Consider the following 26,180-nt stretch of genomic DNA (forward strand, 5'->3'; position numbering starts at 1 on the left):
CAGTCCCCTCTGCACTGCCCTTCGCAGACCCGACACAGGCTTCATCCCCCCTGGGTATCCGGACAGACTACCCGAAAAAATGAGAACGTCGTCAGCCGTCCTTGTTGCCCGCCTGTGCCAGCCGCGCCATCCGCTGGGTGTCGGCAAGGATGCCGCGCAACAGGCGCACTTCCTGCTCGCTCGGCTCGCTGCGCAGGAACAGCCGGCGCAGCTTGCGCATCGCCGATTCCGGCGCGCGGCCCTTGTGGAAATCGATCTCGTCCAGGGTGTCGCCAAGCTGGGCGAAGAAGCTCTCCATCTGCTCATGGCTTGCTGCCTGTTCGCGGAAACCGGGCTCGGCGTCCGCGGCCGGCTGCGCGCCCAGCAGCTGCATGCGTGTCTCATAGGCCAGCACCTGCACGGCGGCAGCCAGGTTGAGCGAGCTGAACGCCGGATCGGACGGGATGTGCACCGCCGCGTGGCAGAGCTGCAGTTCTTCGTTGGTCAGGCCAGTGCGCTCACGGCCGAACACCAGCGCCACCTCGGCGCCCTCGCCCGCCTTGGCCACCGCACGAGCGGCGGCATCGGCCGGCAGGTACTCCTCCAGCTGCACGCGGCGGGCACGCGCGGTGCAGCCCAGCACCAGGCGGCAATCGGCCACGGCCTCGGCCAGGGTGGCGACCACCGGGGCGTCCCCCAGCACATCTTCGGCACCGGCAGAGCGGCGGAAGGCCTCCTCGTCCAGCGGTTTCTCGGGGGCGACCAGTACCAGGCGGGCCAGGCCCATGGTCTTCAGGGCACGGGCGGCGGCGCCCATGTTGCCGGGGTGCTGGGTACCGACCAGGACGAATCGGAGGCGGGTGGCGGCGGGAAACTGGGACATGAACAGGGAAAAGGTCGAGCTGGACGATGACCAATGGTAAACTGTGCGGCCGGCCACTGCGCCGGACCCGCTCTTTTCCCCCGCCAGTCCATCTCTTCTGCCTTTCCGGGAGCCCACGCCATGCAGAAACCCGCCGTCACCGTCATGGTCAAGGCCGCCCGCCTCGCCGGCAACGTCCTGTTGCGCAACATCAACAAGCTCGAGGCACTGAACGTGGTGCAGAAGGGCCGGATGGACTACGCCAGCGAAGTGGATGCGGACGCGGAAAAGGTCATCGTCAAGGAACTCAAGCGCGCTTATCCGGACTACGGCATCTTCGGTGAAGAAGGTGGCGTGCAGGGCGAGCGCCGCCAGATGTGGGTCATCGACCCGCTGGACGGCACCAGCAACTACCTGCGTGGCGTGCCGCACTACTGCGTGTCGATCGCGCTGGTCGAGAACGGCGAGCCGACCGACGCGGTCATCTTCGACCCCCTGCGCAATGAACTGTTCACTGCCAGCCGGGGTGCCGGTGCCGTGCTGAACGACCGCCGCATCCGCGTGGCCGACCGCAAGGATCTGGAAGGCACGCTGATCCACACCGGTTTCGCCCCGCGCGAGCGCAGCCGCGCCAGCGCCCAGCTGAAGGCGGTCGACGCCCTGCTGGTGCACGGCGAGGACATCCGCCGCACCGGTTCGGCCGCGCTGGACCTGGCCTACGTGGCCTGCGGCCGTGCCGACGCCTACTTCGAGGCCGGTGTGAAGGCGTGGGACATCGCCGCTGGCCTGCTGCTGGTCCGCGAGGCGGGTGGCAAGGTCTGTGACTTCAAGGGCGCGACCCTGGGCCGCATGGACAACCGTGGCCCGGAGACCCACCAGATCGTGGCCGGCAACCTGAAGGTGGCCGAGTCGCTGCAGAAGGTACTGGTCAACACCGGTTACGCGGCGGAGTTCGACGCGAAGTTCTGAGATTCCGTGTAAAGCGGTTCATGGAGACGGCACCTGCGAGGGTGCCGTTTTCGTTTGCGCGCACGGAGATTCGTTTCCGCGACCGCGGGAGGGGTGTCACTTTCTTTGCTCGTGCAAAGAAAGTAACCAAAGAAACACGCCGCCAGGGCACGAGCCGATGCTGCGCATCGGTGCCCTGCGCTCCTCGGCCCGTCGAGGGGCGGTGCGGGAACTCGCTGCGCTCAGACACCCGCACCTCTTCGCCCTCGCCGGACCTGCGGTGCTCAGCTCGCTCAAGGCGGACCCAAGGTCAAATGCCACAACGGCACCCGGTTGATCCATGCTACGCGTGGATGCTGTTGCCCTTGATCTTGACCTTCCAGTCCGCCTTGAGCGAGCCGAGCATCGCATGGGAATCAGGGGCGAAGAGGCGCCGGTGTTTGAGCGCAGCGAGTTCGGCGCCGTCCCCTGATTCGCCGAGAAGCGCAGGGCACCGGCGTGCGCAGCACGTCGGCTCGCGGCCGGCGGAGCGTTTCTTTGGTTACTTTCTTTGCGCGCAAAGAAAGTGACACCCCTCCGCGGTCGCGGAAATGATCCCGGCACCACCAATGCGTGCGCGCACATACAAAAACGCCCGGCGCGGGGCCAGGCGTTCCTGCACTAACAAGGAGCAGAGAATTACGCCACCGTCGACGCCCGCAGCGCGGCGATGCGCTCTTCCAGCGGCGGGTGGCTCATGAACAGCTTCTTCGCCGTCGAACCGGAAATGCCGAAGGCGGCAATCTGGGTCGGCAACGTGCTCTGGCCGTGGTTGAGCTGCAGGCGCTCCAGCGCAGCGATCATCTTCTGGCGACCAGCCAGCGAGGCACCGCCGGCGTCGGCGCGGAACTCGCGGTGGCGTGAGAACCACATCGAGATCATCGTGGCGAACAGGCCGAACACCATCTCCAGCACGAACACGATGATGTAGTAAGCGAAGCCACGGCCGCCGCCTTCGCGGTTGCCCGACAGCGCGCTGTCGATGATGCCGCCGACCACGCGGGCCAGCACGATCACGAAGGTGTTCAGCACGCCCTGCAGCAGCGCCATGGTGATCATGTCACCATTGGCGACGTGGGCGATCTCGTGGCCCAGCACCGCTTCAGCCTCGTCCTCGCTCATGTTGTGCAGCAGGCCGGTGGACACCGCCACCAGCGCGTTGTTGCGGTTGGCGCCGGTGGCGAAGGCATTGATCTCCGGGCCGTCATAGACCGCCACTTCCGGCATGCCGATGCCGGCGGCCTTGGCCTGGCGCTCGACCGTGGCCAGCAGCCAGCGCTCGGTCTGGTTGCGCGGCTCAGTGATCACCACCGCACCGGTGGAGCGCTTGGCCATCCACTTGGACAGCAGCAGCGAGATGAAGGAGCCACCGAAACCGAAGATGCCGGCCATCACCAGCAGGCCGCTCATCGAACGCGCGTCCACGCCCAGGATCGACATGACGATGCCGGCCAGGATCAGGACCGCGAGGTTGGTCGCCAGGAACAGGGCAATACGGGTGAACATGGGAAAATCCGGCTCGGAAGGGGTCGATATCTGTCAATTTGCGGTGCGCTCAGCTTGAATTCAAGCGCCAACCTGACCGACGATTCAGCCTGCATGACCGCCATTGTTCCCTGCGGCCGCTTCGCGCCCTCGCCGACCGGCCTGCTCCACCCCGGATCCCTGCTTGCCGCCTTCGGCAGCTGGCTGCTGGCCCGCCACCACGGCGGCCTGTGGCGGCTGCGCATCGAAGACGTTGACCCGCCGCGTACCGTACCCGGCGCCGCACAGTCACAGCTGCAGGCACTGGCTGCGTTCGGCCTGGTCCACGACGGCCCGGTCCTGTGGCAGAGCGCTCGAGGCGAGGCCTACCAGGCCGCGCTGGACGTGTTGCTGGCCAGCGACCAGGCGTTCATCTGCCACTGCAGCCGCAGCGAACTGGCTGCCAGCGGCGGCATCCACCACCGCTGCGTTGCGCGGCAGCCGCGACCGGATCCTGCCGTCCGCTTCCGCGTACCGCCCGGCAACCTGGTCCGCTTCGACGATGGCCTGCGTGGCCCGCAGCAGCAGGACGTGCATGCCGAAGTCGGCGACTTCGTGCTGCGCCGTGCCGACGGCTGCTGGGCCTACCAGCTCGCGGTGGTGGTCGATGACGCCGCGCAGGGGGTGACCGAAGTGGTGCGCGGCGCCGATCTGCTCGATTCCACCGCGCGGCAGATCCTGCTGCAGCAGGCGCTGGGCCTGGCCGTGCCGCGCTACTGGCACCTGCCGCTGCTGCTAGACGCCCCCGGCCACAAGCTGTCCAAGTCGCTGGCGTCGCTGCCGGTGGACAGTACACGGCCGGTGCCGGTACTGCGCGCGCTCTGGCAGCTGCTGGGCCAGGCCCCTGCCGCACTGGACGGCGCCGATGACCGGGATGCGCTGCTGCACACTGCGCAACGGGCATTCGACCCGGCTCGACTGCCGCGGACTGACATCCTGTTGCCGGCCGGCGCACTTTCCGCGCCGATGTTGCAGAATCCCCCTTCCCCCACCTGATTCCCGGACAGCATTCCATGACATCTCGCGTCGCACTGGTCACCGGCGGAACCGGCGGCATCGGTACCGCCATCTGCCAACGCCTGGCCGACCAGGGCCACCGGGTCGCCACCAATTACCGCGACGAGGACAAGGCCCGCGCATGGCAGCAGGCGATGACCGAGCGCGGCTACAGCGTGTCGATCTTCCCGGGCGATGTCTCCGATCCAGGCAGCGCCGAGGCGCTGGTGCGTGCGGTCGAGGCCGAGCTGGGCCCGGTCGAGATCCTGGTCAACAATGCCGGCATCACCCGCGACACGACGTTCCACCGCATGCGCGCGGACCAGTGGCACGATGTGATCAACACCAACCTCAATTCGGTGTTCAACGTCACCCGTCCGGTGATCGAAGGCATGCGGCGCCGCGGCTGGGGCCGGGTCATCCAGATCAGCTCGATCAACGGCCTGAAGGGCCAGTACGGCCAGGCCAACTACGCCGCGGCCAAGGCCGGCATGCATGGCTTCACCATTTCGCTGGCCCGCGAGAACGCCGGCTTCGGCATCACCGTGAACACCATTTCGCCCGGCTACGTCGCCACTGACATGGTGATGGCGGTTCCGGAGGACGTGCGCGCCAAGATCATCGCCGACATCCCCACCGGGCGCCTCGGCAAGCCGGAGGAAATCGCCTATGGCGTGTCCTTCCTGGTGGCCGAGGAAGCCTCGTGGATCACCGGCAGCAACCTGGACATCAACGGCGGCCACCACATGGGCTGGTAAGCCGCGCAGGGGCCGCTGCGGCATGCGCTGACGGCCCCTGCCGATGGTCATGCTGCGCAGCACGCAAACCCTTGCTGCGCAACATGATCGCCCCTGAAAGCCAAGCCTGGCGGGGGCTGGGGCGGTTGCAACCGCTGCTGCACTGCGCCATGCTGCGCGTCTACTGTGACGAGTACCGCTTCATGGCTGCGACCCGCATCATCAAGAAGTATCCGAACCGCCGTCTCTACGACACCGAGATCTCCAGCTACATCACCATCGAGGACGTGCGCCAGCTGATCCTGGACGGTGAAGACTTCGAAGTCCGCGACGCCAAGAGCGGCGACGACCTCACCCGTTCGGTCCTGCTGCAGATCATCGCCGACCAGGAACAGGACGGCGAACCGATGCTGTCGACCCAGCTGCTGAGCCAGCTGATCCGCTTCTACGGCGATTCCCTGCAGGGCTTCATGGGCAACTACCTGGAGCGCAGCATGCAGGTCTTCCTCGACCAGCAGCAGCAGTTCCGCCAGCAGATGGGCAACCTGCTGGGCCAGACCCCGTGGGCGATGATGAACCAGCTGACCGAGCGCAACCTGGAGCTGTGGCAGGAATTCCAGCGCAGCATGGGCAGCGGCTTCGGTGGCCCGCGCCCGGGCGGCACCGGAACGGGAACCGGCAACAAGCCCGGCGAACCCGGCACCGGTACCGGCACCGGTGGCAAGACCCGCCGCTGAGCTGCAGCAACGGCTGATACGAAAACGGCGCGCCCCTGGCGCGCCGTCTTGTTTGGCATCGCTCCAGCGGTGCGTCAGCGTTTGGCCTTGCACCCCGTGCACACGCGCTCGACCTTGTAGCCCTTCGCCCTCAGCTTCTCGACCACGCCATCACTGCCCAGCAGATGCAGCGTGCCGACCACCACCAGCGTACCGCCCTGCCCGGCCTGCAGGTACGGCTGCAGCTTCGGCACCCAGGCATCGTTGCGACCGGTGTTGATGCGCTGGTACAGCTGCGGATACTGCTGGCGCATCTCTGCCGCCATCTTGGTCCACAGCAGGCGCTCGTCGCCGCGACGCCATGCATCATGCAGCAGCCGCGCCTGCTCATCGGCCTTGCCGGCCTGGTCCAGTGCTTCGGCCAGCATCTGCCGCTGCTCCTGCACCGTCATCCCGTCCAGCATGCCGATCTGGGTATCGATATCTTCCAGTCCCGCGGTCTTCCGGCCGGTCTTCTGCGCGCGTTCCATGAAGTGGCGGTCCAGGCCCAGCGCCGGGTCCAGGCCCAGCTTCTGCATCTGCCCGATCGAAATGCTCAGACCGACGAACCAGGGCTTCATGCCCTGCATCTGCGCCAGCGGCAACTGGTTCTGGGCAGCAAAAGCCTGCAGCTTCTGCCAGGTGGCCGCATCCAGATCACGCTTCAGCTCGCTGCCATCGGTGCGGGTCGCAGCCTGCACCATGCGGCTGGCCAGCTGGGGCGATTGCATGTCTTCCGGCGACAGTTCGAACACCACCCGCTGCGAGGCTTCGAACGCCTGCTCGACATCGGGCGACAGTGGGTAGTCCTGTGGCTTCAGCAGATGGAACGATCCCAGCAGGTACACGCGTGCATCGCCCGGGCCGGTGACTTTCCACAACAGGGGTACCGGCGGCTTGGCCGCGGCCGCGGCCGCGGCCGCGGCAGGGCTGGCCTGGCCATCGCGGGCCGTGGCCAGTGGCGCCACTGCGCAGGCCGCCAGCAACAGCGCGGTACGGAACAGGTGTTTGATCGGCATGGTCAGCCTTCTCCTTCAGGCAGGTGGTAGGCCTTCTCGCCCGCTTCCACGCGCAGGTCCAACCGGTTTTCCGGCGGCGCCAGCGGACAGGTCGCGTAGGCGGTGAACGCGCACGGTGGGTTGTAGGCATGGTTGAAATCGATGCGCACCGTGCCGTCTGCAGCGGGGGCATCGGTATCCAGATAGCGCCCGGCCGGATAGCTGCCGCGGCCGCTGGTGCGGTCGGCAAAGATCAGGAACAGTGGCTGCCCGGGCGCACCGATGGCCTCCAGGCGCCAGCTGCGGCCATCACGTTCGAACTCCACCGCACCGGCATTGGGCATCTCGGTGGTCAAGCCAGTGATGTCGACGATCGGCAAGGTCTTCCCCGGCGGATGCGCGATGAAGCGCGCCTGCACCTGCCAGTCCGCGCCGCCCGGCCAGTACCGCAGGCCGGCGAAATCACGCCGCGCCGGTGCCTCGGCATGCTTGACCCGCAGCGCGTCCCGTGGCCCCCGGCGGATGATGCTGAGCTGGCCCTTGCCGCCATCGAAGGCCAGCAGCGTCGGCTGCGTGTCCTTGTCGGTGTCGACGCGGATGCGGCCACGCACCGGCTGGCCGTCGTGGCTGACATCGACACCGGCTTCAGGCGTGAACCACCACTGCGTCCCGTCGCGACGCAGGAGTCCCAGCCTGTCCGGGCCGACCGACAGGCGGATGCCGTTGGTGGCGCCGCTGCCAACGAAATGGGATTTGTTCTGCAGCCAGTGCAGGCCGACCAGGGCCGTCCAGCCATCGGGCCGGGTCAGGTCCTGGTAGCGCGCTACACGCCATTGCTGCTGCGCGGCCGCGTAGGCCGGATCTTCAGCGACCGTCGGCGCCGGCGGAGTTGCCGGGCTGCAGGCGGCCAACACCACGGCGGCCAGCAGGCCCGCCACTCCCCGATAACGCATCGATGCTCCCCTCAACGTCCGCGCAGGAACCAGCGGTCGATCTCCGCCAGCGAAAAACGGGCCCAGGTCGGTCGGCCGTGGTTGCACTGGCCGGACCGTTCGGTGATTTCCATGTCGCGCAGCAGCGCGTTCATTTCCGGCACGGTCAGGCGCCGGTTGGCACGCACCGCGCCATGGCAGGCCATGGTCGACAGCAGCTCGTCGCGTGCACTGGCCACGCGGCGGCTCTGGCCGTGCTCGCGCAGGTCGGTCAGCACGTCGCGCAGCAGTCCTTCCGGTTCGGCATGCGCCAGCAGTGCCGGAATGCTGCGCACGTGCAGCGACCCGGGGCCGGCCCGGGTCACCTCGAAGCCGAGCGCCGCCAGTGTGTCGGCTTCGCTTTCGGCGGTGTCGGCCTCGCGCTCGCCCACCGCCAGCGTGATCGGCACCAGCAACGGCTGCGACTGCAGGCCGATGCCATCGTGCGCATTCTTCAGGCGCTCGTAGCCGATGCGTTCGTGGGCCGCATGCATGTCGACCACGATCAGGCCTTCAGCGTTCTCGGCCAGGATGTAGATGCCATGCAGCTGCGCGATCGCGTAGCCCAGCGGCGGTACACCCGCGTCGGCACTGGTTACCGGCAACCCGTTCTCGCTCGGCATCGGCGGCAACGCCGCTGCGCGCTCGGCACCGGCCGGCGTGGCATACAGCGCGGCGTAGGCGGCCGGTGCATCGGCCACCTGCAGGCCCAGCGGCTGCTGCGGACGCCAGCCTGAAAATCCGCCACCACCACCTCCCGAGCCGGGCGCAGCCCCACGCACCAGCCCGAACCCCGACGCGCCGGCGCTCGATGCCGTCGGGACGGCGGCGGCGTCCGCCGGATGTGCGGGGCCGGCACCGATCTCCTGCGCCGACATGCCGGCACGGGTATCGGCCAGCGCATCCTTCAACGTGCGATAGACGAAATCGTGGACCAGCCGCGAATCGCGGAAGCGCACCTCGTGCTTGGCCGGATGCACGTTGACGTCGACACGGGTCGGATCCAGTTCGAGGAACAGCACATAGGCCGGCTGGCGGCCGTGATACAGCACGTCGCCGTAGGCCATCTTCACTGCGTGGGCGACGCTGCGGTCACGCACTGAGCGACCGTTGACGTACAGGTACTGCTGGTCGGCGCTCGCGCGCGAATAATGCGGCTGCGCAATCCAGCCATGCAGGCGCAGGCCGGCGCCGCTGTGGTCCACGCGCACGGCCTGGTTGGCGAAATCCTCGCCCAGCGTTTCGGCAAGGCGTGCATCGGAATACAGATCGCCTGGCTTGTAGCGCCGCGAGGCCTTGCCGTTGTGCGACACGCGCAGCTCGACATCCGGCCGTGCCAGCGCCAGCGAACGCAGCCACTCTTCGATATGGCCCAGTTCGGTACGCTCGGCGCGCAGGAACTTGCGCCGCGCCGGCACGTTGTAGAACAACTCACGCACTTCCACCGTGGTGCCCGGCGCATGCGCGCGCGGGGTCACCTCGCCGATCTTGCCGCCTTCGATCTGCAGTGCCGAACCGTGCTCGTCGTGCGCGCGCCGCGAGCACAGGGTAAAGCGGCTGACCGATGCGATCGACGGCAGCGCTTCTCCACGGAAACCGAGCGTGGCCACCGATTCGAGATCGTCAAGATCGGCGATCTTGCTGGTGGCATGGCGCGACACCGCCAGGGGCAACTGCTCGGGCGCGATGCCACTGCCGTTGTCGCGGATGCGGATCAGGCGCACGCCGCCCTCTTCAAGATCGATATCAACGCGGCTGGCGCCGGCGTCGATCGCGTTCTCGACCAGCTCCTTGACCACCGACGCGGGTCGTTCGACCACTTCGCCCGCGGCAATCTGGTTGATCAGGATCTCCGGCAACGGCCGGATCGGGCGCGGATGGGTAGCAGACGTCATGCGGGGATGATAACGGAGGCTGCGCATGTAGAGTCGACTGTCAGTCGACTGCTCTTCGCCGGCCACCGAAACCCCCATACTGCGCGCGCAGTCGACTGACAGTCGACTCTACGGAAAGCAGTAATCCGCCTTCGGCGGCTTACTTGCTGCCGCCTGCCATCGTGGCTGCGGCGTCGATCTCAGCCTGCGCGCGGGCGGCATACAACGTGCCCGGCGGCGGTTGGCGGCTGAAGAAGGTGTGCACGCCATCCAGCACGGCGCCCGCCACCTTGCGCTGGTATGCCGGGTCCGTCAGGCGGCGCTCTTCATCCGGATTGGAAATGAATGCCGTTTCCACCAGCATCGCCGGCATGTCCGACGTGCGCAGCACCGCGAAGTTGGCGCGCTCGATGTTCGGCTTGTGGTTGTTGCCGATCCGCTTCAGACCGCCCAGCACGTGGCCGGCCGCATCTTCGGACGCCTTCATGTAGCCGCTCTGGGCCAGGTCCAGCAGCACGTTGGCCAGGGTGCCTTCGGTCTGCTGCAGGCGCACCCCACCGACCAGGTCGGCCGCGTTTTCCTTGTCCGCCAGCCAGCGGGCGCGCTGCGAAGAGGCACCCTTGGTCGACAGAACGTACACCGACGAACCCGTGGCCGAACGGTTTTCAGCCGCATCGGCGTGGATCGAGATGAAAATGTCCGCCTTGTTCGCACGCGCCTTCTGCGCGCGCATCGGCAGCGGAATGAACACGTCGCTGTCGCGCGTCAGGTAGGCCTTCAGGCCCGGCGTGGCATTGACCTGGCGGGCCAGCTCACGCGCCACCGCCAGGGTGACATCCTTCTCGCGCTTGCCGGTCGGGCCGATCGCGCCCGGGTCCTGGCCACCATGACCGGGATCGATCGCCACCACCAGGTGGCGCATGCCGGGCTGCATGCGGATGCGCGATGCATCGCTGGGCATCGCCGGACGCGGCGGCTCGGCCGGCGTCGGCGCGGGTGTGGGGGCCGTTGCCGGCGGCGTGGTCACCACCGCAGCAGTGCGCTGGCCGGCAAGGATTGCAGCCGGCGAGGATGAAGGCGTGCTGCTGGCCGCGACGCCTGCCGCAGCAACCTGGGCTGGCGCGCTGGTCGGTGCGGGGGTCGGCGTGGCGGGTGCGGCGGCGCTGGCGCTGGCCTGCTGCTGCACCTGTGCGGTCAGCAGGGCGGTGGCCCGCGCAGCATCGGTGCGCGACTGCGCGTTCTCGGCCGGCGCGGGCGCGACTGAGCCCCCCACAGCGGCCGCCTGCGACTGCACCGCCGGCGGCGTCGCCGGGCGGCTGGTGGCCACGGCAGGGCCATCACCCGGCCATTCGATCACCAGCTTGGATTCATTGCCCTCGCGCTGCATCTGCGGACGGAACGGCGCCACCGATTCGGCAAGGTCGAAGACGACACGGAAAGTGCCCGGGACCGGCTGTCCGGTACGCACCGCCGTGACCACGCCCTGCGCGGCCGGCATCTTCAGGTTGCGTACGGCGCTGGAGTCGGGGAAATCGACCACCAGGCGGTTCGGGCCGGCCAGCGACAGGGTCTTGTAGCCGCCACTGCCGACCAGCGAGATCTCGGCACGGGTGCCGGTCGCGCCGGTGTTCAGCAGGACCTGGCGGACTTCACCCGCCCACGCACTGACGCTCGCCAGACCCAGTCCGACGGCGGCACAGATGGCGATGAGACGGTTCCCCGGGCGCATGGCTCAGGATTCAATCACCGCGCTGAACGGAATGCAACACCTTTTTCCTTAATAATCCGTAACCTGCCGGTGTTTGTTCTCGTCAGCCGACAGAAATGGCCTGCAAGTCGCCCCCTTGAGGCAGCCGTTTCAGCCATTCATGCCCAACGTCGCTGCTCGCGGTGAGACTGGCGCGTCGCCCCTGTCCTTCGATCTCCAGTGCTACCACCAGGTCGGTCGGCGGCAGCGCGCCGGCGCCCCGTTCCGGCCATTCGACCAGCCACAAGACCGCGCTGCCCTCGTCCAGGCCGAGGAAATCCAGCTCACCGGCCTGGCCGATGCGATACAGGTCCAGGTGCCACGCCTCACCGCCACTGGCCAGCGGATAGCGCTCGACCAGGGTGTAGGTGGGACTGCGGATCGCGCCCTGCACGCCCAGCGCCCGCAGCAGCGCGCGGGCCGTGGTGGACTTGCCGGCGCCCAGGTCGCCGCGCAGTTCGATCAGCGCCTGCGGCGGCCGGGTGGTCGCCAGCCACTGCCCGAGCAGTTCGGTGGCGTCGCTGTCGGCAAGGAAGAAATCGGTCATGGGAAGCGTTCCGGGTTGGCCAGTCGCCGCAACGGCGCCAGCAGATCAGTAGGAAGCAGGCCGCGTGCGCCGTCAGCGGCAGCCGCGTCGCCGGCCAGCGCATGCAGCAACGCGCCCGCCGCGCCGGCATCGAAGGCGGACAGGCCCTGCGCGCGCAGGCCGGCGATGATGCCGGTGAGCAGGTCGCCCATGCCCCCCACGGCCATGCCGGGATTGCCGGCGGCGATCAACCGGGGCGTTTGCCCGGGCGCCGCCACGATGCTGCCGGCGCCCTTCAACACCACCACCGCGTGGAAACGCTCGGCGAGCGTCTGCGCACAGGCGTAGCGATCGGCCTGGATGTCGCTGGTGCTGCAGCCGAGCAGGCGTGCGGCCTCGCCCGGGTGCGGTGTGAGGACGGCGCCAGGCAAGGCACGCGGATCCTGCGCCAGCAGGTTCAGCGCGTCAGCATCGACCACCAGTGGTTTGGCGCTGGCCAGCACCCGCGCAAACAGTGCGCGCGCCCATTCGTCCTGGCCCAGACCGGGCCCGATCGCCACCACCTTTGCCCTGTCAAGCAATGCCGGCAGCGCCTCGCCGTCTTCCAGCGCGTGGGTCATCGCCTCGGGCAGGCGAGCCAGCAGTGGAGCGACGTGGTCGCGGCGGGTACCCAGGCTCAACAGCCCCGCCCCTGCGCGCAAGGCGGCCTCGGCTGCCATGGCGATGGCACCGCCGCTGCCATGGTTGCCGCCGACGCACAGCACGTGGCCGGATTCACCCTTGTGGGTATTTGCGCGGCGCGGCGGCAACAGGGCCGGCAACCGTGCCTGCGCCCAGTACTCCACGGCAGGCGACACGCTTTGCCATGCGGCAGCGGGCAACTGCAGGGGTGCCAGGGCCTTGTGCCCGCAATGATCCAGCGCGTCGCCGGTGTACAGCCCGCGATGGGCCACGATGAACTGCAGGGTCAGCGCCGCGCGCACTGCCGCGCCAGGTATCGCACCGCGGTCGGCATCGACGCCACTGGGCACATCCACGGCCAGCACAGGTGCCGCCTGCGCATTGATCGCAACGATCAGCGCCTGCGCCGCACCCTCCGGCGCGCGATCGAAGCCCAGCCCGAACAGGGCATCGACCCAGAGGTCGGCCTCGGGCAGCGAGCCGTCGAACTCGGTGATGGCGCCGCCGTCGGACCTGAACTCCGATGTTGCACGCTGCGCCAGCGCGGTCGATGGCGCCCTGCCCGGCAGGGCGATCACCCTCACCTCGCGTCCGGCCTGCAACGCGTGGCGAGCCAGCACAAGGCCGTCGCCGCCATTGTTGCCCGCACCGACCACCACGCCGATGCGCTGCACCTGCGGCCAATGCTGCAGCAGGCACTGCCAGGCGGCCTGGCCGGCCTGCGCCATCAGTCCCCAGCCAGCATCCCCCGCCAGGGTGGACGCCTGGGCATCAAGCGCACGCGCGGCAGCGGAATCGAACAGATCGGCGAGGTTGGCCATGCAGGGATTTTATACTGGTGCGCATGTCCCTCGCCCCCACCCCCGTCGATCCGGCCCAGGCCGTGCAGCGCATCCGCGAACTGGCCCGCGCGCATGGCTTCCAGCGCTGCGGCATCGCCGGTATCGAGCTGGGCGAGGATGAGGCGCACCTGGCGGACTGGCTGGGTCAGGGCCTGTACGGCACGATGGACTGGATGGCGCGCCACGGCACCCTGCGCGCACGACCGGCCGAGCTGTTGCCCGGCACTGTGCGCGTGATCTCGGTGGGCATGGACTACAGCCACAAGGATGACACCGAAGCCTGGGCGACGCTGGCCGACCCGGGCCGCGCCTATGTGGCGCGCTATGCGCTGGGCCGCGACTACCACAAGCTGATGCGCAACCGCCTGCAGAAGCTGGCCACGCAGATCAACGACGAAGTCGCGCCACTGGGCTACCGCGTGTTCGTCGATTCCGCCCCCGTCCTGGAGCGCGCACTGGCCCGCAACGCCGGGCTCGGCTGGATCGGCAAGCACACCTGCCTGATCGACCGCCATGGCGGTTCCTGGTTCTTCATCGGCGAGATCTACATCGACATCCCGCTGCCGATCGATACGCCGGCCACGGCGCACTGCGGCACCTGCACGCGCTGCATCGATGTCTGCCCGACCCAGGCCATCACCGGGCCGCAGCGGCTGGACGCGCGGCGCTGCATTTCCTACCTGACCATCGAACACGACGGCGCCATTCCCGAACAGATGCGCCCGCTGATCGGCAACCGCATCTATGGCTGCGACGACTGCCAGCTGGTCTGCCCCTGGAACAAGTTCGCCAAGCGCACCGACGAAGCCGATTTCCGCGCGCGCAACAACCTCGATACCGCGCGCCTGGACCAGCTGTTCACCTGGGACGAAGCCGAGTTCCTGCGCCGCACCGAAGGCAGCCCGATCAGGCGCAGCGGCCATGAGCGCTGGCTACGCAACATCGCCGTGGCGCTGGGCAATGCGCCGTCCTCGGCCGAAGCGCTGGCTGCCCTGCAGACCCGCATCGACGATCCTTCGCCGCTGGTGCGTGAACACGTGCAGTGGGCACTGGGCCAGCATACGGCGCGCTGACGTGCGATCCTGAGCCCCCGTTCCGCCCGCAGCACGCCGTTTCCATGCAGCCACGCAACAACGACATCCTCACCCCCAGCCAGCTCAACACCCTGGCCCGCGACCTGCTGGAAGGCAGCTTCCCGGCGATCTGGGTCGAGGCCGAACTGGGCAGCGTGGCGCGTCCTGCCTCCGGACACCTCTACTTCACCCTGAAGGACGCGCGCGCGCAGCTGCGTGCGGCGATGTTCCGGATGAAGGCGCAGTACCTGAAGTTCGTGCCGCGCGAAGGCATGCGCGTGCTGGTGCGCGGCAAGGTGACCCTGTACGACGCCCGTGGCGAGTACCAGATGGTGCTGGACCACATGGAGGAAGCCGGCGAAGGCGCGCTGCGCCGCGCCTTCGAGGAGCTGAAGGCACGGCTGGAGGCCGAAGGCCTGTTCAACCCGGCACGCAAGCGGCCGCTGCCGGCGCACGTGCGACGCCTGGCCGTGATCACCTCGCCCACCGGCGCTGCCGTGCGCGATGTGCTGAGCGTGCTCGGCCGGCGCTTCCCGCTGCTGGAAGTTGACCTGCTGCCGACCCTGGTACAGGGCAGCAGTGCCGCCGCGCAGATCACCCGGCTGCTGCAGGCCGCCGATGCCAGCGGCCGCTACGACGTGATCCTGCTGACCCGCGGTGGTGGTTCGCTGGAAGACCTGTGGGCCTTCAATGATGAAGCCCTGGCCCGTGCGATCGCCGCCAGCCGCACCCCGGTGGTGTCTGCGGTTGGCCACGAAACCGACTTCAGCCTGAGCGACTTCGCCGCCGACCTGCGTGCACCGACGCCATCGGTGGCGGCTGAGCTGCTGGTACCGGACCAGCGCGAACTGGCCCTGCGCGTGCGCCGCACGGCCGTTCGCATGCTGCAGCTGCACCGGCATGCGATGCAACAGGCGATGCAGCGCGCCGACCGCGCCCTGTTGCGCCTGAACGCGCAGAGCCCGCAGGCACGACTGGATCTGCTGCGTCGACGCCAGCTCGATCTGGGACGACGCCTGCATGCCGCGTTCAACCAGCAGCAGGAGCGCCGTGCTGCGCGGCTTCGCCATGCAGCGGCGGTCCTGCGCGGGCACCATCCACAGCGCCAGCTTGACACGATGCAGCGCCGCTTGGCCGCCCTGCGCGGACGACCGCAGGCAGCGATGCAGCGTCTGCTGGAGCGCGATGCGCTGCGGCTGCGCGGGCTGGCGCGTTCACTGGAAGCAGTCAGCCCGCTGGCCACCGTAGCCCGCGGCTACAGCATCCTGACCCGCAGCGACGATGGTGCGCTGGTGCGGCGCATCGACCAGGTGCAACCTGGTGACGCCCTGCAGGCCCGCGTTGGTGACGGCGTGATCGACGTACAGGTCAAGTAGAGGGGGGTTCGGCAGGGCTGCGCCCTGCACCCGCAGAGGCTTCAAGCAACGGCCGAAGCAACAGCAAAAGCTGGCATTCCGCGGGTTGGCGGGGCGGTGCCAGAGTGCGGGGACGCCGTAAACCCGTCCATGGGGGCTTGGCAGCCGCATCCATGCGGCTGACACCCCGCACTCCGACACCGCCCCACCTCTGACAGTTTTCCGCGATGGGGTAGATCCACGCCATGCGTGGATGAATCTCTTTCAGATATCGAATCAATTCGGGGTCAGATCCGTTTTCCTGCGGAAAACGGATCTGACCCCAAGCGCCATTCCGGCAGGTCGCAGAAATCTGTCGAAGGCGGGGTGGGTCCGGTTGCGGGAGTGTCCGCGGCATGGATGCCGCGGCCAAGCCCCCATGGACGGGTTTACGGCGTCTCCCGCAACCGGACCCACCCCGCCATCCCACGGATAGCCAGCTTTTGCTTCGGCTGTTGCTGTTGCTGTTGCTCTGGCTTCGGCAGGTGCAGGGCTGCAAGCCCTGCCGAACACCCTCTACTTTGCCTGCTCGCAGAACTTCTGCCGGTACTCGAGCGCCTTCGGCATCAGTGCCTGCAGGTTCTGGATGCGGGTGCCCGGATTCGGGTGGGTGGAAGCGAACTCCGGCGGCGCCTGGCCGCCACTGGCCTGGCCCATGCGCTGCCACAGCGGCACCGCCTCGCGGGGATCGAAGCACGCCGCCGCAGCCAGCATCAGCCCCACTTCATCGGCCTGCGTCTCGTGGCTGCGCGCATAGGGCAGCAGATAGCCGTAGCCCATCGCCGACATCATCATCTGTTGCTGCTGCGCATCCATGCCGCTGGCGGCACCGGCCATCTGCCCGATCTGGGTCAGCTTCTGCTGCGCCATCCGCTGCGCACCATGGCGCAGCAGCGCGTGGGCGATCTCATGGCCCATCACCACCGCCATCGCATCACGCGTACGCGCCACCGGCACCAGGCCGGTGTAGACCGCCATCTTGCCGCCCGGCAGGCAGAACGCATTGGCCTGCTCGGACGGGATCACATTCACTTCCCACTGGAAATCCCGCGCGAAATGCGCCGGCTGCACGCCGTGCTCCTGTGCCAGCGCGGTCTCCACCACATCCACCTTGGCGATCAGGCGCTGCGCGATGTCGCGCACATCGCGCGCGATCGGCGCATTCGGATCCATCGGCCGTTCCTGCGCGAGGATCTGCTGGTAGGCCTGCAGACCGAGCGCGGTCTCCTGGCGCGCATCCAGGCTGCTGTCGATCATCACCTTCTCGCCGGTGTAGGGATCGACGGTGCGATTGGAGAACCAGTAGAACACCGCATAGCCCGCTGCCAGCAGCAGCACCCACCAGCGGATGTTGCCGAACAGGCCGCGTCGCTGCGGACCTTGGGGCGAGCGGGAAAAGGGATCGTTGCGCATCGGTGGTCTTCCAGCAGACCCCGCCGGCTGGCGGGCACGGCGCAATCTTAGTGCGCGGACGCCAGCAGCGGGTGAAGCCCGATGCCGCTCAGATGCCGCGCACCAGGCGGAAGCCGATGCGCGCATTGGTGGTGTCCGAATCCTGCGATTGCCGCCAGGCCGCACGGGTCTGCTCGGGCGCATTGGCCCAGTTGCCGCCCCGGATCACCCGCGACCGGCAGCCCGGGTTGAACCAGGCGACACCGTCGGACGGCGCACGCCGGTAGCTGGCGTGCCAGCAGTCGGCCACCCATTCGCTCAGATTCCCGGCCATGTCGTGCAGGCCGAAAGCATTGGCCTGGAAACTGGCCACCGGCGCCAGTCCCCACCAGCCATCGCCATAGCCGATGAATGCGTTGTGCCAATGCCGACCCGAAGGCGAGACGTCCTTGCTGCCGGTGAAATTGCCGCTGCCCGGCGGCGGCGTACCAGCGTCTCCCCAGGGGTAGCGGCCACTGCTCCCGGCGCGCAGCGCATATTCGAATTCGGCCTCGCTCGGCAGCCGGTAGCTGCGTCCTGTCTGCTCGGACAGCCATGCCGCGTAGTTCTCGGCATCCCGCACGCTGACATGCATCACCGGCGAGTTGCCCAGTGCGCGCGCGCCATCGTAATCCGAACGCCAGTCGACGCCGCTGCGGCGGATGAAATTGCCGCTGCGCTCGTCATAGACCACCGAGTGGCCGCGCCGGGTCGCACGTGGTCGTGCATTGGTCGACTTCACATAGCGCTCGAAATCGCCGACGGTAACCTCGGTGATCGCCATCGCGAAGCCGCGGTCAAAGCGCACGTAGTGGGAGGGGCGCTCGGCGTCGGTGGAGCCGGGCTCGGCATCACCCGCGCCCATCTGGAAGCCGCCATGCGGCACAACCACCATCTGCGGACCGCGCCCACCATCACGCATCGCGTCGCTGAACACCTGGCCCGGGCGGAAGCTGCCGTAATGGGTGGCCAGATCGATGCGTTCGCGCAGCTGGGCCACCACCGCATCCCCCGGCAAGGCGATGCGCAGGGCCTCGGCCAGCTTTTCGCGCGCCGGCTTCAGCCCCTGCGGCGTGGCCAGCTCGCGCAGGCCCTCATCACGCAGCTGCAGCAGCGCGGCGGCGCGGATCTGCTCGATGCGCTCGAAGGCATCGGCAATGGTCGGTGACGAGTCACGGACCTTGCTGGCTTCGGCCAGCCAGGTGCCCGCACTGGCAAAGTCGCGTACGCGCGCGGCGTCCTCGGCCCGGCGGATCAGGCCACTTTCGGCCGCCGCCAGGCCCTGCCGCGCCCGGCTGTTGTCTTCGTCCAGAGCCAGCGCTTCACGGAAGTTGCCAATCGCACCGTCACCGTCCTCGCCGATCCGCCCCGATCGCAGGTCTTCCTCGCCGGCACGGTTATAGGCCACCACGCGCTGGGCGAGCTCCACCCGGCCCTGCAGCGCGCGCACCTTCTCATCCTTCGGCGCCAGGGTCAGCAGCACCAGTGCCTGGCGACTCGCCTCGGCCAGCGCCTCGCGCTGCCGTAGTGGCCGAACCAGCAGAGCATCGGCCTGCTGCTGCAGGCGCTGGCGAGCACGCTGCAGGCCGCTGCGGGCCAGGCGATCATCCGGATCTTCCTCCTGCACCGCCAGCCACAGCGGAACCGCCGCGTCGGCGTCCTCGTACAGGTGCCCTTCGCTGAACGCCTTTTCGGCTGCGCGGCGCAGCTGGGCGACGCTGCGGCCCTGCCGGTCGACCCGTGGCGGTGTCCACCGCTGCACGTCCTCGGTGGCATCCTCACCGGCAATGGTGACGCTACCCTGCCCCACCCCCGGCGTCGGCTCCGCCAGTGAACCTTCCTGCGGCCGCGCGTCTTCGCCAGCAGCCGGCCCCGGCTCCGGTGTTGCCGAGGGCGACGGCGTGCAACCGGCCAAGGCCACGGCCAGAGCGGTGCACAGCACGGACGACAGCGGAAAACGCAAGCAGGATCTCCTTCGGCACGGACGCGGACCGACGTTAGGCTATTCTCCCCTGCCTGAGCAAACCCGAGTAGTAGGCCCTGACCCGTGGCAACCTGGATCACCACCCCCGCCGAGCTGGATGCGTACTTCCAGCAGCGTCCGGCCCGCATCGGCCTGGACACCGAATTCATCCGTGAACGCACGTTCTGGCCGCAGTTGGCTCTGGTGCAGATGGCGGTCGGGCAGGACATCCTGCTGATCGATCCGCTGATTCCCGGCATGGCCGAGGCACTGGCGCCGTGGCTGGCCGATGAGTCGATCACCAAGGTGATGCACAGCGCCAGCGAAGACCTGGTTGCCTTCAAGTGGACCTGCGGCGTGTTGCCGCGACCGCTGTTCGACACACAGATCGGCGCCTCGCTGGCCGGCATTGGTGGCGGCATGGGCTACCAGAAGCTGGTCGCGGAAATCACCGGCGTGGCGCTGGCCAAGGGCGAAACCCGCTCGGACTGGATGCGCCGTCCGCTCTCGGAGTCGCAACTGCAATACGCCGCCGACGACGTCGAGCACCTGTTCGCGCTGCATGACGCCATTGATGCCAAGTTGCAGGCGCTGGGCCGCCAGCAGTGGCTGCACGACGACGGCGAGCGCCTGCTGGCCAGCGTCGCCAATGACGAGGACCGCTGGCCGCATCTGGCGATGCGCTCAGCGCAGTTTCTCGATGCTCCCGCGCAGCGCCGCCTGCTGCGCCTGCTGCGCTGGCGTGATGTGCAGGCACGCAGCAGCGACCGCCCGCGCAGCTGGATCCTGGACAACGAACTGGCCGCCACGCTGGCACGCACGCCACCGGCCGATGCCGCCGCGCTGGCCACGCTGTTTGAACAGTTCCCGAAGGCACCGCGCAAGCTCGCCGGCGCGGTGTGGCAGGCGCTGGACACACCGCTGGCCGATGAGGCCGAGGCACCGCTGGCATTGCCCGCCAACGACACCAACAAGCAGGCACTGAAGAGGCTGCAGGACGCCGTTGCCGAGCGCAGCCGCGAGCTGGGTCTGCCGGATGGCGTGCTGGCCTCGCGCAAACATCTGGAAAGCTACCTGGAGCGCCGCCAATGGCCGGCCGCACTGGCCGGCTGGCGCCAGCAAGAACTGGAGTCGCGGCTGCAGGCGCTGCTGCCTGCACGCTGAAGTGCCGAGCGCGGCGCGGGATTGCGTTCCGGCCACCGTCGAAGGCCATGAAAAAGGGCGACCCGGATCACCGGGCCGCCCTTTGCATTCCAGCAGTACGATGGCGGGAAGACCCGCCACCGTGGCAACGCATTACCAGTTCATGTTCAGCGAGACACCGACGGTACGCGGTTCGTTGTAGACCGCCGCCATGTAGTTCTCGATCACACCCTTGAGGTTCTTCTCGTTGGTGATGTTGCGCGCGAACAGCGCCACTTCGTAGGCACCATAGTTGCCCGAGTAGCCGATCTTCAGGCCGCCTTCGAAATCACCTTTGGAGTTGAACTCCTTGCTGTCGTACAGCACGAAGCTGGTGTAGCCCTGCTTGTTCCAGTCGGTGGAGACGAACATGGTGCCCGCGTCGCTGACCGGGAAGTCGTAACGGGCGGCCAGGTTGACGTTGTACTTCGGCGCGTTCGGCAGCGGGTTGCCGTCGATCTGCGCGAAGGTGTTGGCACCGACCTTGATGGTCGGGTCATTCACCGTGCACACCACCTGGCCATTGAGGCCGCAGACCTGCGCGTAGACGCGCTTGTCCTTGATCTCGCTGTGCAGCAGGCTCAAGCCGGCGCTCAGGGTCAGGTTCGGGATCGGGCGCAGCTCCATGTCCGCTTCGAAACCATAGGCCTTGGCCTTGTCGGCGTTGAACAGCACGCCGTTGCCGTCCGAATCGTTGCCGTTGAGCTGGATGTCGTTGACGGTGTAGGTGAACGCGGTGGCGTTCAAGCGCAGGCGGTTGTCCCACAGGCTGCTCTTCACGCCCGCTTCCCAGGACAGGATGGTCTCGGAATCGGCGGTGGTGAAGTCGGCATTGAACACGGCCGAGCGGCCCTGGATGGTCGGGCCGCGGAAACCGCGGGCGACCTTGGCATAGACGCTTACGTCCGGCGTGATCTGATACATCGCGCTCAGATCCCAGCTCGGGGTGGTGTCGGACATCTTGACGTCGGTGCGGCCCTTGTAGGTGACCACGCCAGCGGCAGTGTCAGCCGTCTTCAGCAGGCGGGTGTGCTTCTCGTCCCGGGTCTGGCGCAGGCCGGCCGTGACGGTGAACTTGTCGGTGAAGGCATAGCTCAGCTGGCCGAAACCGGCCCACGAGGTGTTCTTGTTGCGCAGGCGCACCCAGTTGTTCGGGTTGCGGGCCGCGCCCTGCAGGAACCAGGCGCGCTGGTAGAAGTCGGTGGTGTCGCTGCCGTTGAAGTAGAACGCACCGGCCTGCCACTGCAGCGCGCTGTCGTCATGGCTGGCCAGGCGGAATTCCTGGGTCCACTGGTCCAGGTCGCGGATGCGGCCCATCGACTGGCCGTAGCCGTTCGGCACGCCGTTCACCGGGAAGTTCACCGCAGCGCCGCCGTCGGTGTCGCCACGGCTGTAGCCCGAGGTGGTTTCGTAGGCGGTGATTGAGGTGAAGTCGATCGCGCCGAAGTCGTAACGTGCCTTCACCGAGCCGCCGTAGGTCTTGTAGGCCTGCGGATTGTTGTCGGCTTCGTCGTAGGCAACCTTGTCGCGCGGCACGTCGGTCTTGTTCGAGCCCTTGGTCAGCGCACCGCGCAGGAACAGGGTCGAGGTACCTTCGTAATCACGGGCGTGGGCCGAGGCCAGGATCGAGAACTGGTCGCTCGGGGTCAGCAGCAGCTGCGCGCGCACGTTGCGGTCATCGAAGCCGCCCATCGCGTTCTTCTTCGGGCTGACCGTGCCGTCGGCACTCGGGCCCTTGTAGGTGTTGTCGACGTAGTCATCGCGGTGCTGGTACAGCGCCGACACGCGGAACGAGGCGATGTCATTGATCGGACCGCCGAAGCCGCCGTCGATCGACACGCTGTTGTAGGTCGCGTAGCTGGCGCTGACCCGGCCGGTGTAGTCCTGGGTCGGCTTCAGGGTGTCGAACTTGACGATGCCGGCGGTGGTGTTGCGGCCGAAAAGCGAGCCCTGCGGGCCACGCAGCACTTCCACCTGGTCCACGTCATAGACCGGGTTGGACTTCAGCACCACGTGCTCCAGCACCACATCGTCCTGGATGATCGACACCGGCTGCGAGGCCCCCAGGTAGAAGTCGATATTGCCCAGGCCACGGATATAGAAGCGCGGGAAGATGCGGCCGGTGGTGGTTTCCGCATACAGGCTCGGCACGCGGCCGGACAGTGCCAGCAGGGTGTCGTCGCCGCCGGCGGTGAAGTCGCGCATGCGCTCGCCCTGTACCACACCCACCGAGACCGGCACTTCCTGCAGGTTCTGCTCACGGTGTTCGGCGGTCACGGTGATCGTGTCCAGGCCGGTCGGGGTCGGCGCGCTGTCCTGCGCGACGGCACCGAAGCTGCCGACCAGAGCCAGGCCGGCGCAGGCCAGGGCCAGCGGATGGCGGCGGAAGGAAACGAAGGAAGACGACAGACCCGACAGGCGGCGGGAATCGGAATGGGAGGGCATGGAATGCTCTGAGGAGGCGTCCGTGCGGCCTGCGCGAGCCGGGCGGCAAAAAGGGGGGAAAACTGCGCAAGCGGCCATTATCCCCCAAATTGTTACGATTTCGTTGCGCGGCACCCGAACCCGGCGAAACAAGCGGTTTCGGCACAGTCCGCCGGCACCACCTTGGGGTCAGCTCCGTTCTCCCAAGGAAAACGGATCTGACCCCGAAGCTCCTGGCAGCCGGGTCAGCGCGACATCGACCCTCGCAAGTCGCCCGCATGCGCGCTGCGAAACCAACTCTCGCCTTTACTTCTACGGCGCCACGGCTTCGCGGGACGACTGCTCATTGCTGCCGCCCCCGGCATTGCCTTGCGCAACGCCTAGTCTCTGTCGAATTCGCCCTGCTGCGCCAAGCACTGGCCCGAATCCGGCCGGCACGGCGGTGGATCCAGGCCTTGCGTCGTCCCTGCCCGGCGCTTGGCAAGCCCGGCAGGCAGCGCTACACTGCAGCCCTGCCGTGGGGCCATAGCTCAGCTGGGAGAGCGCGTCGTTCGCAATGACGAGGTCAGGAGTTCGATCCTCCTTGGCTCCACCACTATTCAGAAGAACCTGTAGATCCTGGCGATCTACGGGTTTTTTCTTGTCTGGAATCCGCCTAGGCGGGTTCCTGGCCGCCATCCTTGCGGCGCGGGCTGCGCGAATGCGCATCACGCACCTGTTGGTCGCACTGGCCCGGCCGCTGCTTCGCCACGTTGTCCTGCTTCCGGTCCTGGCGGCTTTCCTGGATGCCCTGCTTCGGGTCCTGATCCTTGTCTGGCTCGTTCATCTGATTACTCCCTCATCGGCATCAGGCCGACGTTCTGCCCCACGCTAGAGGCCGGCGGGTAATCCACAGGTCAGTCCCGCGCCAACAGCGTGTGCACGAACCCACTTGCTGTGACGGTGAACACACGCCCAGAATCCGATGCAGCACGAATTCCGCGTACACCCATGCCCCCGCCCGCCCAGCACGCGGCACACACGGTGCCGATGAACTTCAATCCAACCGACGGCAGCATCCAGCTCGGCAACCTGCCAGCATTGATCGGCCCCACCTTGTCACTGGACGAAGCGCGCGTCGCCTTTGCCGCGCTGGTGCGAGGGGAGCGCGATGTCGGCACCGGCTATCACTGGCTCAGCCTGCACCGGCTCAGCCTGGGCGGTGCGCCCGCTGGCATCAGCCTGGGCTTCCACGGGCAACAGCTCGACAGGGTGACGATGGGCGTCGATCTGCCTGATGCGACACTGGAAGACGGCTGGCCGACCCAGGCCGCGATCGATGCCGAAGTCGCTTTCATGCGACGCACCCTGACCACGGCACTGGGGCGCAAACTGGCAGGTGGCCACGCCCGCTTCGGCTGGGGCGAGGCCTGGGCCCGGTTCGACCCGAAGGGATTCATGGCCAGCAGCGGCATCCGCTACGCGCCTCGCACGTGACGGCGCTCAGGTTCGGGTGATCGACACGCCGCCTTCAACGCGCATTGCGGTACCGGTAACGAAGCTGCTTTCATCGCTGGCCAGGAACAACGCCGCATTGGCGATCTCCTCCGGCTCGGCGATGCGCTTGAGCGCGTGCAGCGAGCGCACGAAATCACGCGCATCACCGGTCGGTGCCGCCTGCCGGCCCATCTCGGTATCGGTGCCCCCGGGCAGCAGCACGTTGCTGCGCACGCCACGCGCGCCGTATTCGGCGGCGATCACCTGGCTCAGGCCGATCAAGCCGGCCTTGCTCGACGCATAGGCCGCCATTCCCGGGAAGCCGACGGTGTGGCCGACGAAGGTGCCGACAAACACCAGTGAGCCACCGCCGCGTGCCAGCAACGCCGGCAACTGGGCGCGTGCGGCATGGAAGGCGGCATCGAGATTGGTGGCCATCACCTCGCGCCACGCATCCACCGGGAACTCTGCTGCCGGTGCACCGGGGCCGAGCATGCCGGCATTGTTGAGCGCGATGTCCAACCCACCGAATGACTGCTGGGCCAGTTCCACCAGCGCCGGTGCCGTGGCCGGATCAGCCACGTCCGCGGCATGCACCACCACCTCGCCACCGGCGGCGCGGATCTGCTCGGCCAGCGCCTGCAGCGGCTCTGGCCGCCGTGCGTTGAGCACCAGCTTTGCCCCTTCTGCAGCGAAGCGCAGCGCGCTGGCGCGGCCGATGCCGGCGCTGGCACCGGTGATGAGAGCAATCTTGTTGTTCAGCCGCATGGTCGTGGTACCGGTTGTGAAGTGGCCGCCACGATGCCGCGCCTATCGCCTGCCAACACTCCGTTTCCGGGCCCGGCCCATCGGTGCAGGAAACGGAGTTTCCGCAGAACCAGCACGTGCCAGAATCCGGCCATGGACAGCACCGCCACCACCGCCCTCGATGCCCGCGTCGAACGGGTTTGCCGCCACCTTCAAGCCAGCCACGACGAACCCTCGCTGCAGGAACTGGCCGGGATCGCGGGTTGCAGCCCAACCCGTCTGCATCGCCTTTTCAAGGAAGCAACCGGGTTGACCCCGAAGCAGTACGCTGCCGCGCTGCGCGCCGACCGCCTGCGCACCGGGCTGGAACAACAGGAACGCATCACCGACGCCTTCCACGATGCCGGCTTCGGCTCCAGCGGACGCTTCTACGAGAACGCGCCGAAGCTGCTGGGCATGACGCCGAAGCAATGGCGTGCCGGTGGTCGCGGCGAAGTCATCCACTTCGCGCTTGCCGAAAGTTCGTTGGGCAGCGTGCTGGTGGCCAGCAGTGCCACCGGCGTGGTCGCGATCCTGCTCGGCGACGATCCGGAAGCGCTGCTGCAGTCACTGCAGCAGCGCTTCCGCCAGGCCGAACTGGTCGGGGCCGACAGCGGCTATGAACAACTGGTGGCACAGGTGGTGGGCCTGGTCGAGGATCCCGCGCGAGGAGCCACGCTGCCGCTGGACATCCGCGGCACGGCCTTCCAGCAACGTGTATGGCAGGCGCTGCAGCAGATTCCGCGCGGACAGACGGCCTCATATGCCGAAATCGCCGCGCGTATCGGCGCGCCGCGATCGAGCCGCGCGGTGGCACGCGCCTGCGCAAGCAATCCGCTGGCCGTGGCGGTGCCCTGCCACCGGGTGGTGCGCCGCGACGGCGACCTGTCCGGCTATGCCTGGGGCGTGGCACGCAAGCGCGAACTGCTGCGCCGGGAAAAGGTCGCCAACGGCTGACGCGACCCGCAAGCC

Annotated in this window: 22 protein-coding genes and 1 tRNA gene; 10 read left to right on the forward strand and 13 right to left on the reverse strand. The window is 67.9% G+C overall.

Translation table 11 applies throughout. The features are described 5' to 3' along the window. Positions 1–91: 91 nt before the first annotated feature. Positions 92–862: an RNA methyltransferase gene (locus ACS0OT_RS13520; RefSeq protein WP_065178241.1), complete on the reverse strand. Its 771-nt coding sequence runs from the start codon at positions 860–862 to the stop codon at positions 92–94. A 120-nt stretch (positions 863–982) separates the two neighbouring features. Here ACS0OT_RS13520 and ACS0OT_RS13525 point away from each other — a divergent pair, with 120 nt between their 5' ends. Continuing rightward, entirely contained in the window at positions 983–1,810 is an 828-nt protein-coding gene (locus tag ACS0OT_RS13525; protein WP_065178240.1) for an inositol monophosphatase family protein, read from the forward strand. Between the two features lie 657 nt (positions 1,811–2,467). Here ACS0OT_RS13525 and htpX read toward each other — a convergent pair. Then, the gene (htpX, locus tag ACS0OT_RS13530) at positions 2,468–3,334 is read right to left on the reverse strand and encodes a protease HtpX (protein WP_049415827.1); all 867 of its coding nucleotides are present in this window, start codon (positions 3,332–3,334) and stop codon (positions 2,468–2,470) included. A 93-nt stretch (positions 3,335–3,427) separates the two neighbouring features. Between htpX and gluQRS the strand changes: the two genes are divergently transcribed. The 3 genes from gluQRS (at position 3,428) to phaR (ending at position 5,822) form a co-directional block, all read left to right on the forward strand. After that, entirely contained in the window at positions 3,428–4,348 is a 921-nt protein-coding gene (gene gluQRS / locus ACS0OT_RS13535) for a tRNA glutamyl-Q(34) synthetase GluQRS (protein WP_065178239.1), read from the forward strand. 17 nt (positions 4,349–4,365) lie between these two features. Then, a complete protein-coding gene (gene phbB / locus ACS0OT_RS13540; protein WP_005417754.1) occupies positions 4,366–5,106 on the forward strand; it encodes an acetoacetyl-CoA reductase in 741 nt (246 codons plus the stop codon). A 182-nt stretch (positions 5,107–5,288) separates the two neighbouring features. Then, the gene (gene phaR / locus ACS0OT_RS13545; protein ID WP_005417756.1) at positions 5,289–5,822 is read left to right on the forward strand and encodes a polyhydroxyalkanoate synthesis repressor PhaR; all 534 of its coding nucleotides are present in this window, start codon (positions 5,289–5,291) and stop codon (positions 5,820–5,822) included. Between the two features lie 74 nt (positions 5,823–5,896). Here phaR and ACS0OT_RS13550 read toward each other — a convergent pair whose 3' ends face one another. The 6 genes from ACS0OT_RS13550 to ACS0OT_RS13575 all read right to left on the reverse strand — a co-directional run bounded on the left by ACS0OT_RS13550 (position 5,897) and on the right by ACS0OT_RS13575 (position 13,458). Then, positions 5,897–6,859: a TraB/GumN family protein gene (locus tag ACS0OT_RS13550; RefSeq protein ID WP_235649392.1), complete on the reverse strand. Its 963-nt coding sequence runs from the start codon at positions 6,857–6,859 to the stop codon at positions 5,897–5,899. Positions 6,860–6,861: 2 nt separating this feature from the next. Next, positions 6,862–7,791, reverse strand: a complete 930-nt coding sequence (locus tag ACS0OT_RS13555) for a DUF1684 domain-containing protein (protein WP_262090817.1) — start codon at positions 7,789–7,791, stop codon at positions 6,862–6,864. A gap of 11 nt (positions 7,792–7,802) precedes the next feature. After that, positions 7,803–9,704 carry a DNA mismatch repair endonuclease MutL gene (gene mutL / locus ACS0OT_RS13560; protein ID WP_061478061.1) on the reverse strand — a complete coding sequence of 634 codons (1,902 nt, stop codon included), beginning with the start codon at positions 9,702–9,704 and terminating at the stop codon, positions 7,803–7,805. Between the two features lie 139 nt (positions 9,705–9,843). Beyond that, positions 9,844–11,412, reverse strand: coding sequence for an N-acetylmuramoyl-L-alanine amidase (locus ACS0OT_RS13565; protein WP_053500617.1), 1,569 nt, complete (start codon positions 11,410–11,412; stop codon positions 9,844–9,846). An 82-nt stretch (positions 11,413–11,494) separates the two neighbouring features. Then, positions 11,495–11,977 (reverse strand): tRNA (adenosine(37)-N6)-threonylcarbamoyltransferase complex ATPase subunit type 1 TsaE, encoded by a 483-nt coding sequence (gene tsaE, locus ACS0OT_RS13570; RefSeq protein ID WP_053500618.1) that lies wholly within the window; start codon positions 11,975–11,977, stop codon positions 11,495–11,497. Further along, complete coding sequence (locus ACS0OT_RS13575) at positions 11,974–13,458, reverse strand: bifunctional ADP-dependent NAD(P)H-hydrate dehydratase/NAD(P)H-hydrate epimerase (RefSeq protein WP_065186030.1); 1,485 nt, start codon at positions 13,456–13,458, stop codon at positions 11,974–11,976. Before ACS0OT_RS13575 ends, tsaE begins: the two co-directional genes overlap by 4 nt. A 23-nt stretch (positions 13,459–13,481) precedes the next feature. Between ACS0OT_RS13575 and queG the strand changes: the two genes are divergently transcribed. Then, positions 13,482–14,552, forward strand: coding sequence for a tRNA epoxyqueuosine(34) reductase QueG (gene queG / locus ACS0OT_RS13580; protein WP_005417785.1), 1,071 nt, complete (start codon positions 13,482–13,484; stop codon positions 14,550–14,552). Between the two features lie 44 nt (positions 14,553–14,596). Further along, positions 14,597–15,928 (forward strand): exodeoxyribonuclease VII large subunit, encoded by a 1,332-nt coding sequence (gene xseA / locus ACS0OT_RS13585; RefSeq protein WP_065186029.1) that lies wholly within the window; start codon positions 14,597–14,599, stop codon positions 15,926–15,928. Positions 15,929–16,462: 534 nt separating this feature from the next. On the opposite strand, the gene ACS0OT_RS13590 is transcribed toward xseA, so the two are convergent. After that, on the reverse strand, positions 16,463–17,359 hold the full coding sequence (locus ACS0OT_RS13590; RefSeq protein WP_065186028.1) for a M48 family metallopeptidase: 897 nt from the start codon (positions 17,357–17,359) through the stop codon (positions 16,463–16,465). Positions 17,360–17,447: 88 nt separating this feature from the next. Next, a complete protein-coding gene (locus tag ACS0OT_RS13595; RefSeq protein ID WP_442255856.1) occupies positions 17,448–19,340 on the reverse strand; it encodes a formylglycine-generating enzyme family protein in 1,893 nt (630 codons plus the stop codon). 84 nt (positions 19,341–19,424) lie between these two features. Between ACS0OT_RS13595 and rnd the strand changes: the two genes are divergently transcribed. After that, the gene (rnd, locus tag ACS0OT_RS13600; protein ID WP_005417789.1) at positions 19,425–20,504 is read left to right on the forward strand and encodes a ribonuclease D; all 1,080 of its coding nucleotides are present in this window, start codon (positions 19,425–19,427) and stop codon (positions 20,502–20,504) included. Between the two features lie 132 nt (positions 20,505–20,636). Here the strand turns inward: rnd and ACS0OT_RS13605 are convergent, their stop codons facing one another. Then, positions 20,637–22,967 (reverse strand): TonB-dependent receptor, encoded by a 2,331-nt coding sequence (locus tag ACS0OT_RS13605; protein WP_235649394.1) that lies wholly within the window; start codon positions 22,965–22,967, stop codon positions 20,637–20,639. 498 nt (positions 22,968–23,465) lie between these two features. Between ACS0OT_RS13605 and ACS0OT_RS13610 the strand changes: the two genes are divergently transcribed. Then, positions 23,466–23,541: transfer RNA gene (locus ACS0OT_RS13610), tRNA-Ala, on the forward strand. Positions 23,542–23,601: 60 nt separating this feature from the next. Here ACS0OT_RS13610 and ACS0OT_RS13615 read toward each other — a convergent pair. Continuing rightward, complete coding sequence (locus tag ACS0OT_RS13615) at positions 23,602–23,772, reverse strand: hypothetical protein (RefSeq protein WP_196769417.1); 171 nt, start codon at positions 23,770–23,772, stop codon at positions 23,602–23,604. Between the two features lie 164 nt (positions 23,773–23,936). On the opposite strand from ACS0OT_RS13615, the gene ACS0OT_RS13620 reads away from it, so the two are divergent. Then, positions 23,937–24,422, forward strand: coding sequence for a hypothetical protein (locus ACS0OT_RS13620; RefSeq protein WP_065179572.1), 486 nt, complete (start codon positions 23,937–23,939; stop codon positions 24,420–24,422). Positions 24,423–24,428: 6 nt separating this feature from the next. Here ACS0OT_RS13620 and ACS0OT_RS13625 read toward each other — a convergent pair whose 3' ends face one another. Continuing rightward, on the reverse strand, positions 24,429–25,190 hold the full coding sequence (locus ACS0OT_RS13625; protein ID WP_065186026.1) for an SDR family oxidoreductase: 762 nt from the start codon (positions 25,188–25,190) through the stop codon (positions 24,429–24,431). Positions 25,191–25,322: 132 nt separating this feature from the next. Between ACS0OT_RS13625 and ACS0OT_RS13630 the strand changes: the two genes are divergently transcribed. Further along, entirely contained in the window at positions 25,323–26,165 is an 843-nt protein-coding gene (locus tag ACS0OT_RS13630) for a bifunctional transcriptional activator/DNA repair enzyme AdaA (protein WP_442255857.1), read from the forward strand. Positions 26,166–26,180: the final 15 nt, after the last annotated feature.

Source organism: Stenotrophomonas maltophilia group sp. RY12688 (assembly GCF_052149045.1).
Classification (GTDB): domain Bacteria; phylum Pseudomonadota; class Gammaproteobacteria; order Xanthomonadales; family Xanthomonadaceae; genus Stenotrophomonas; species Stenotrophomonas sepilia.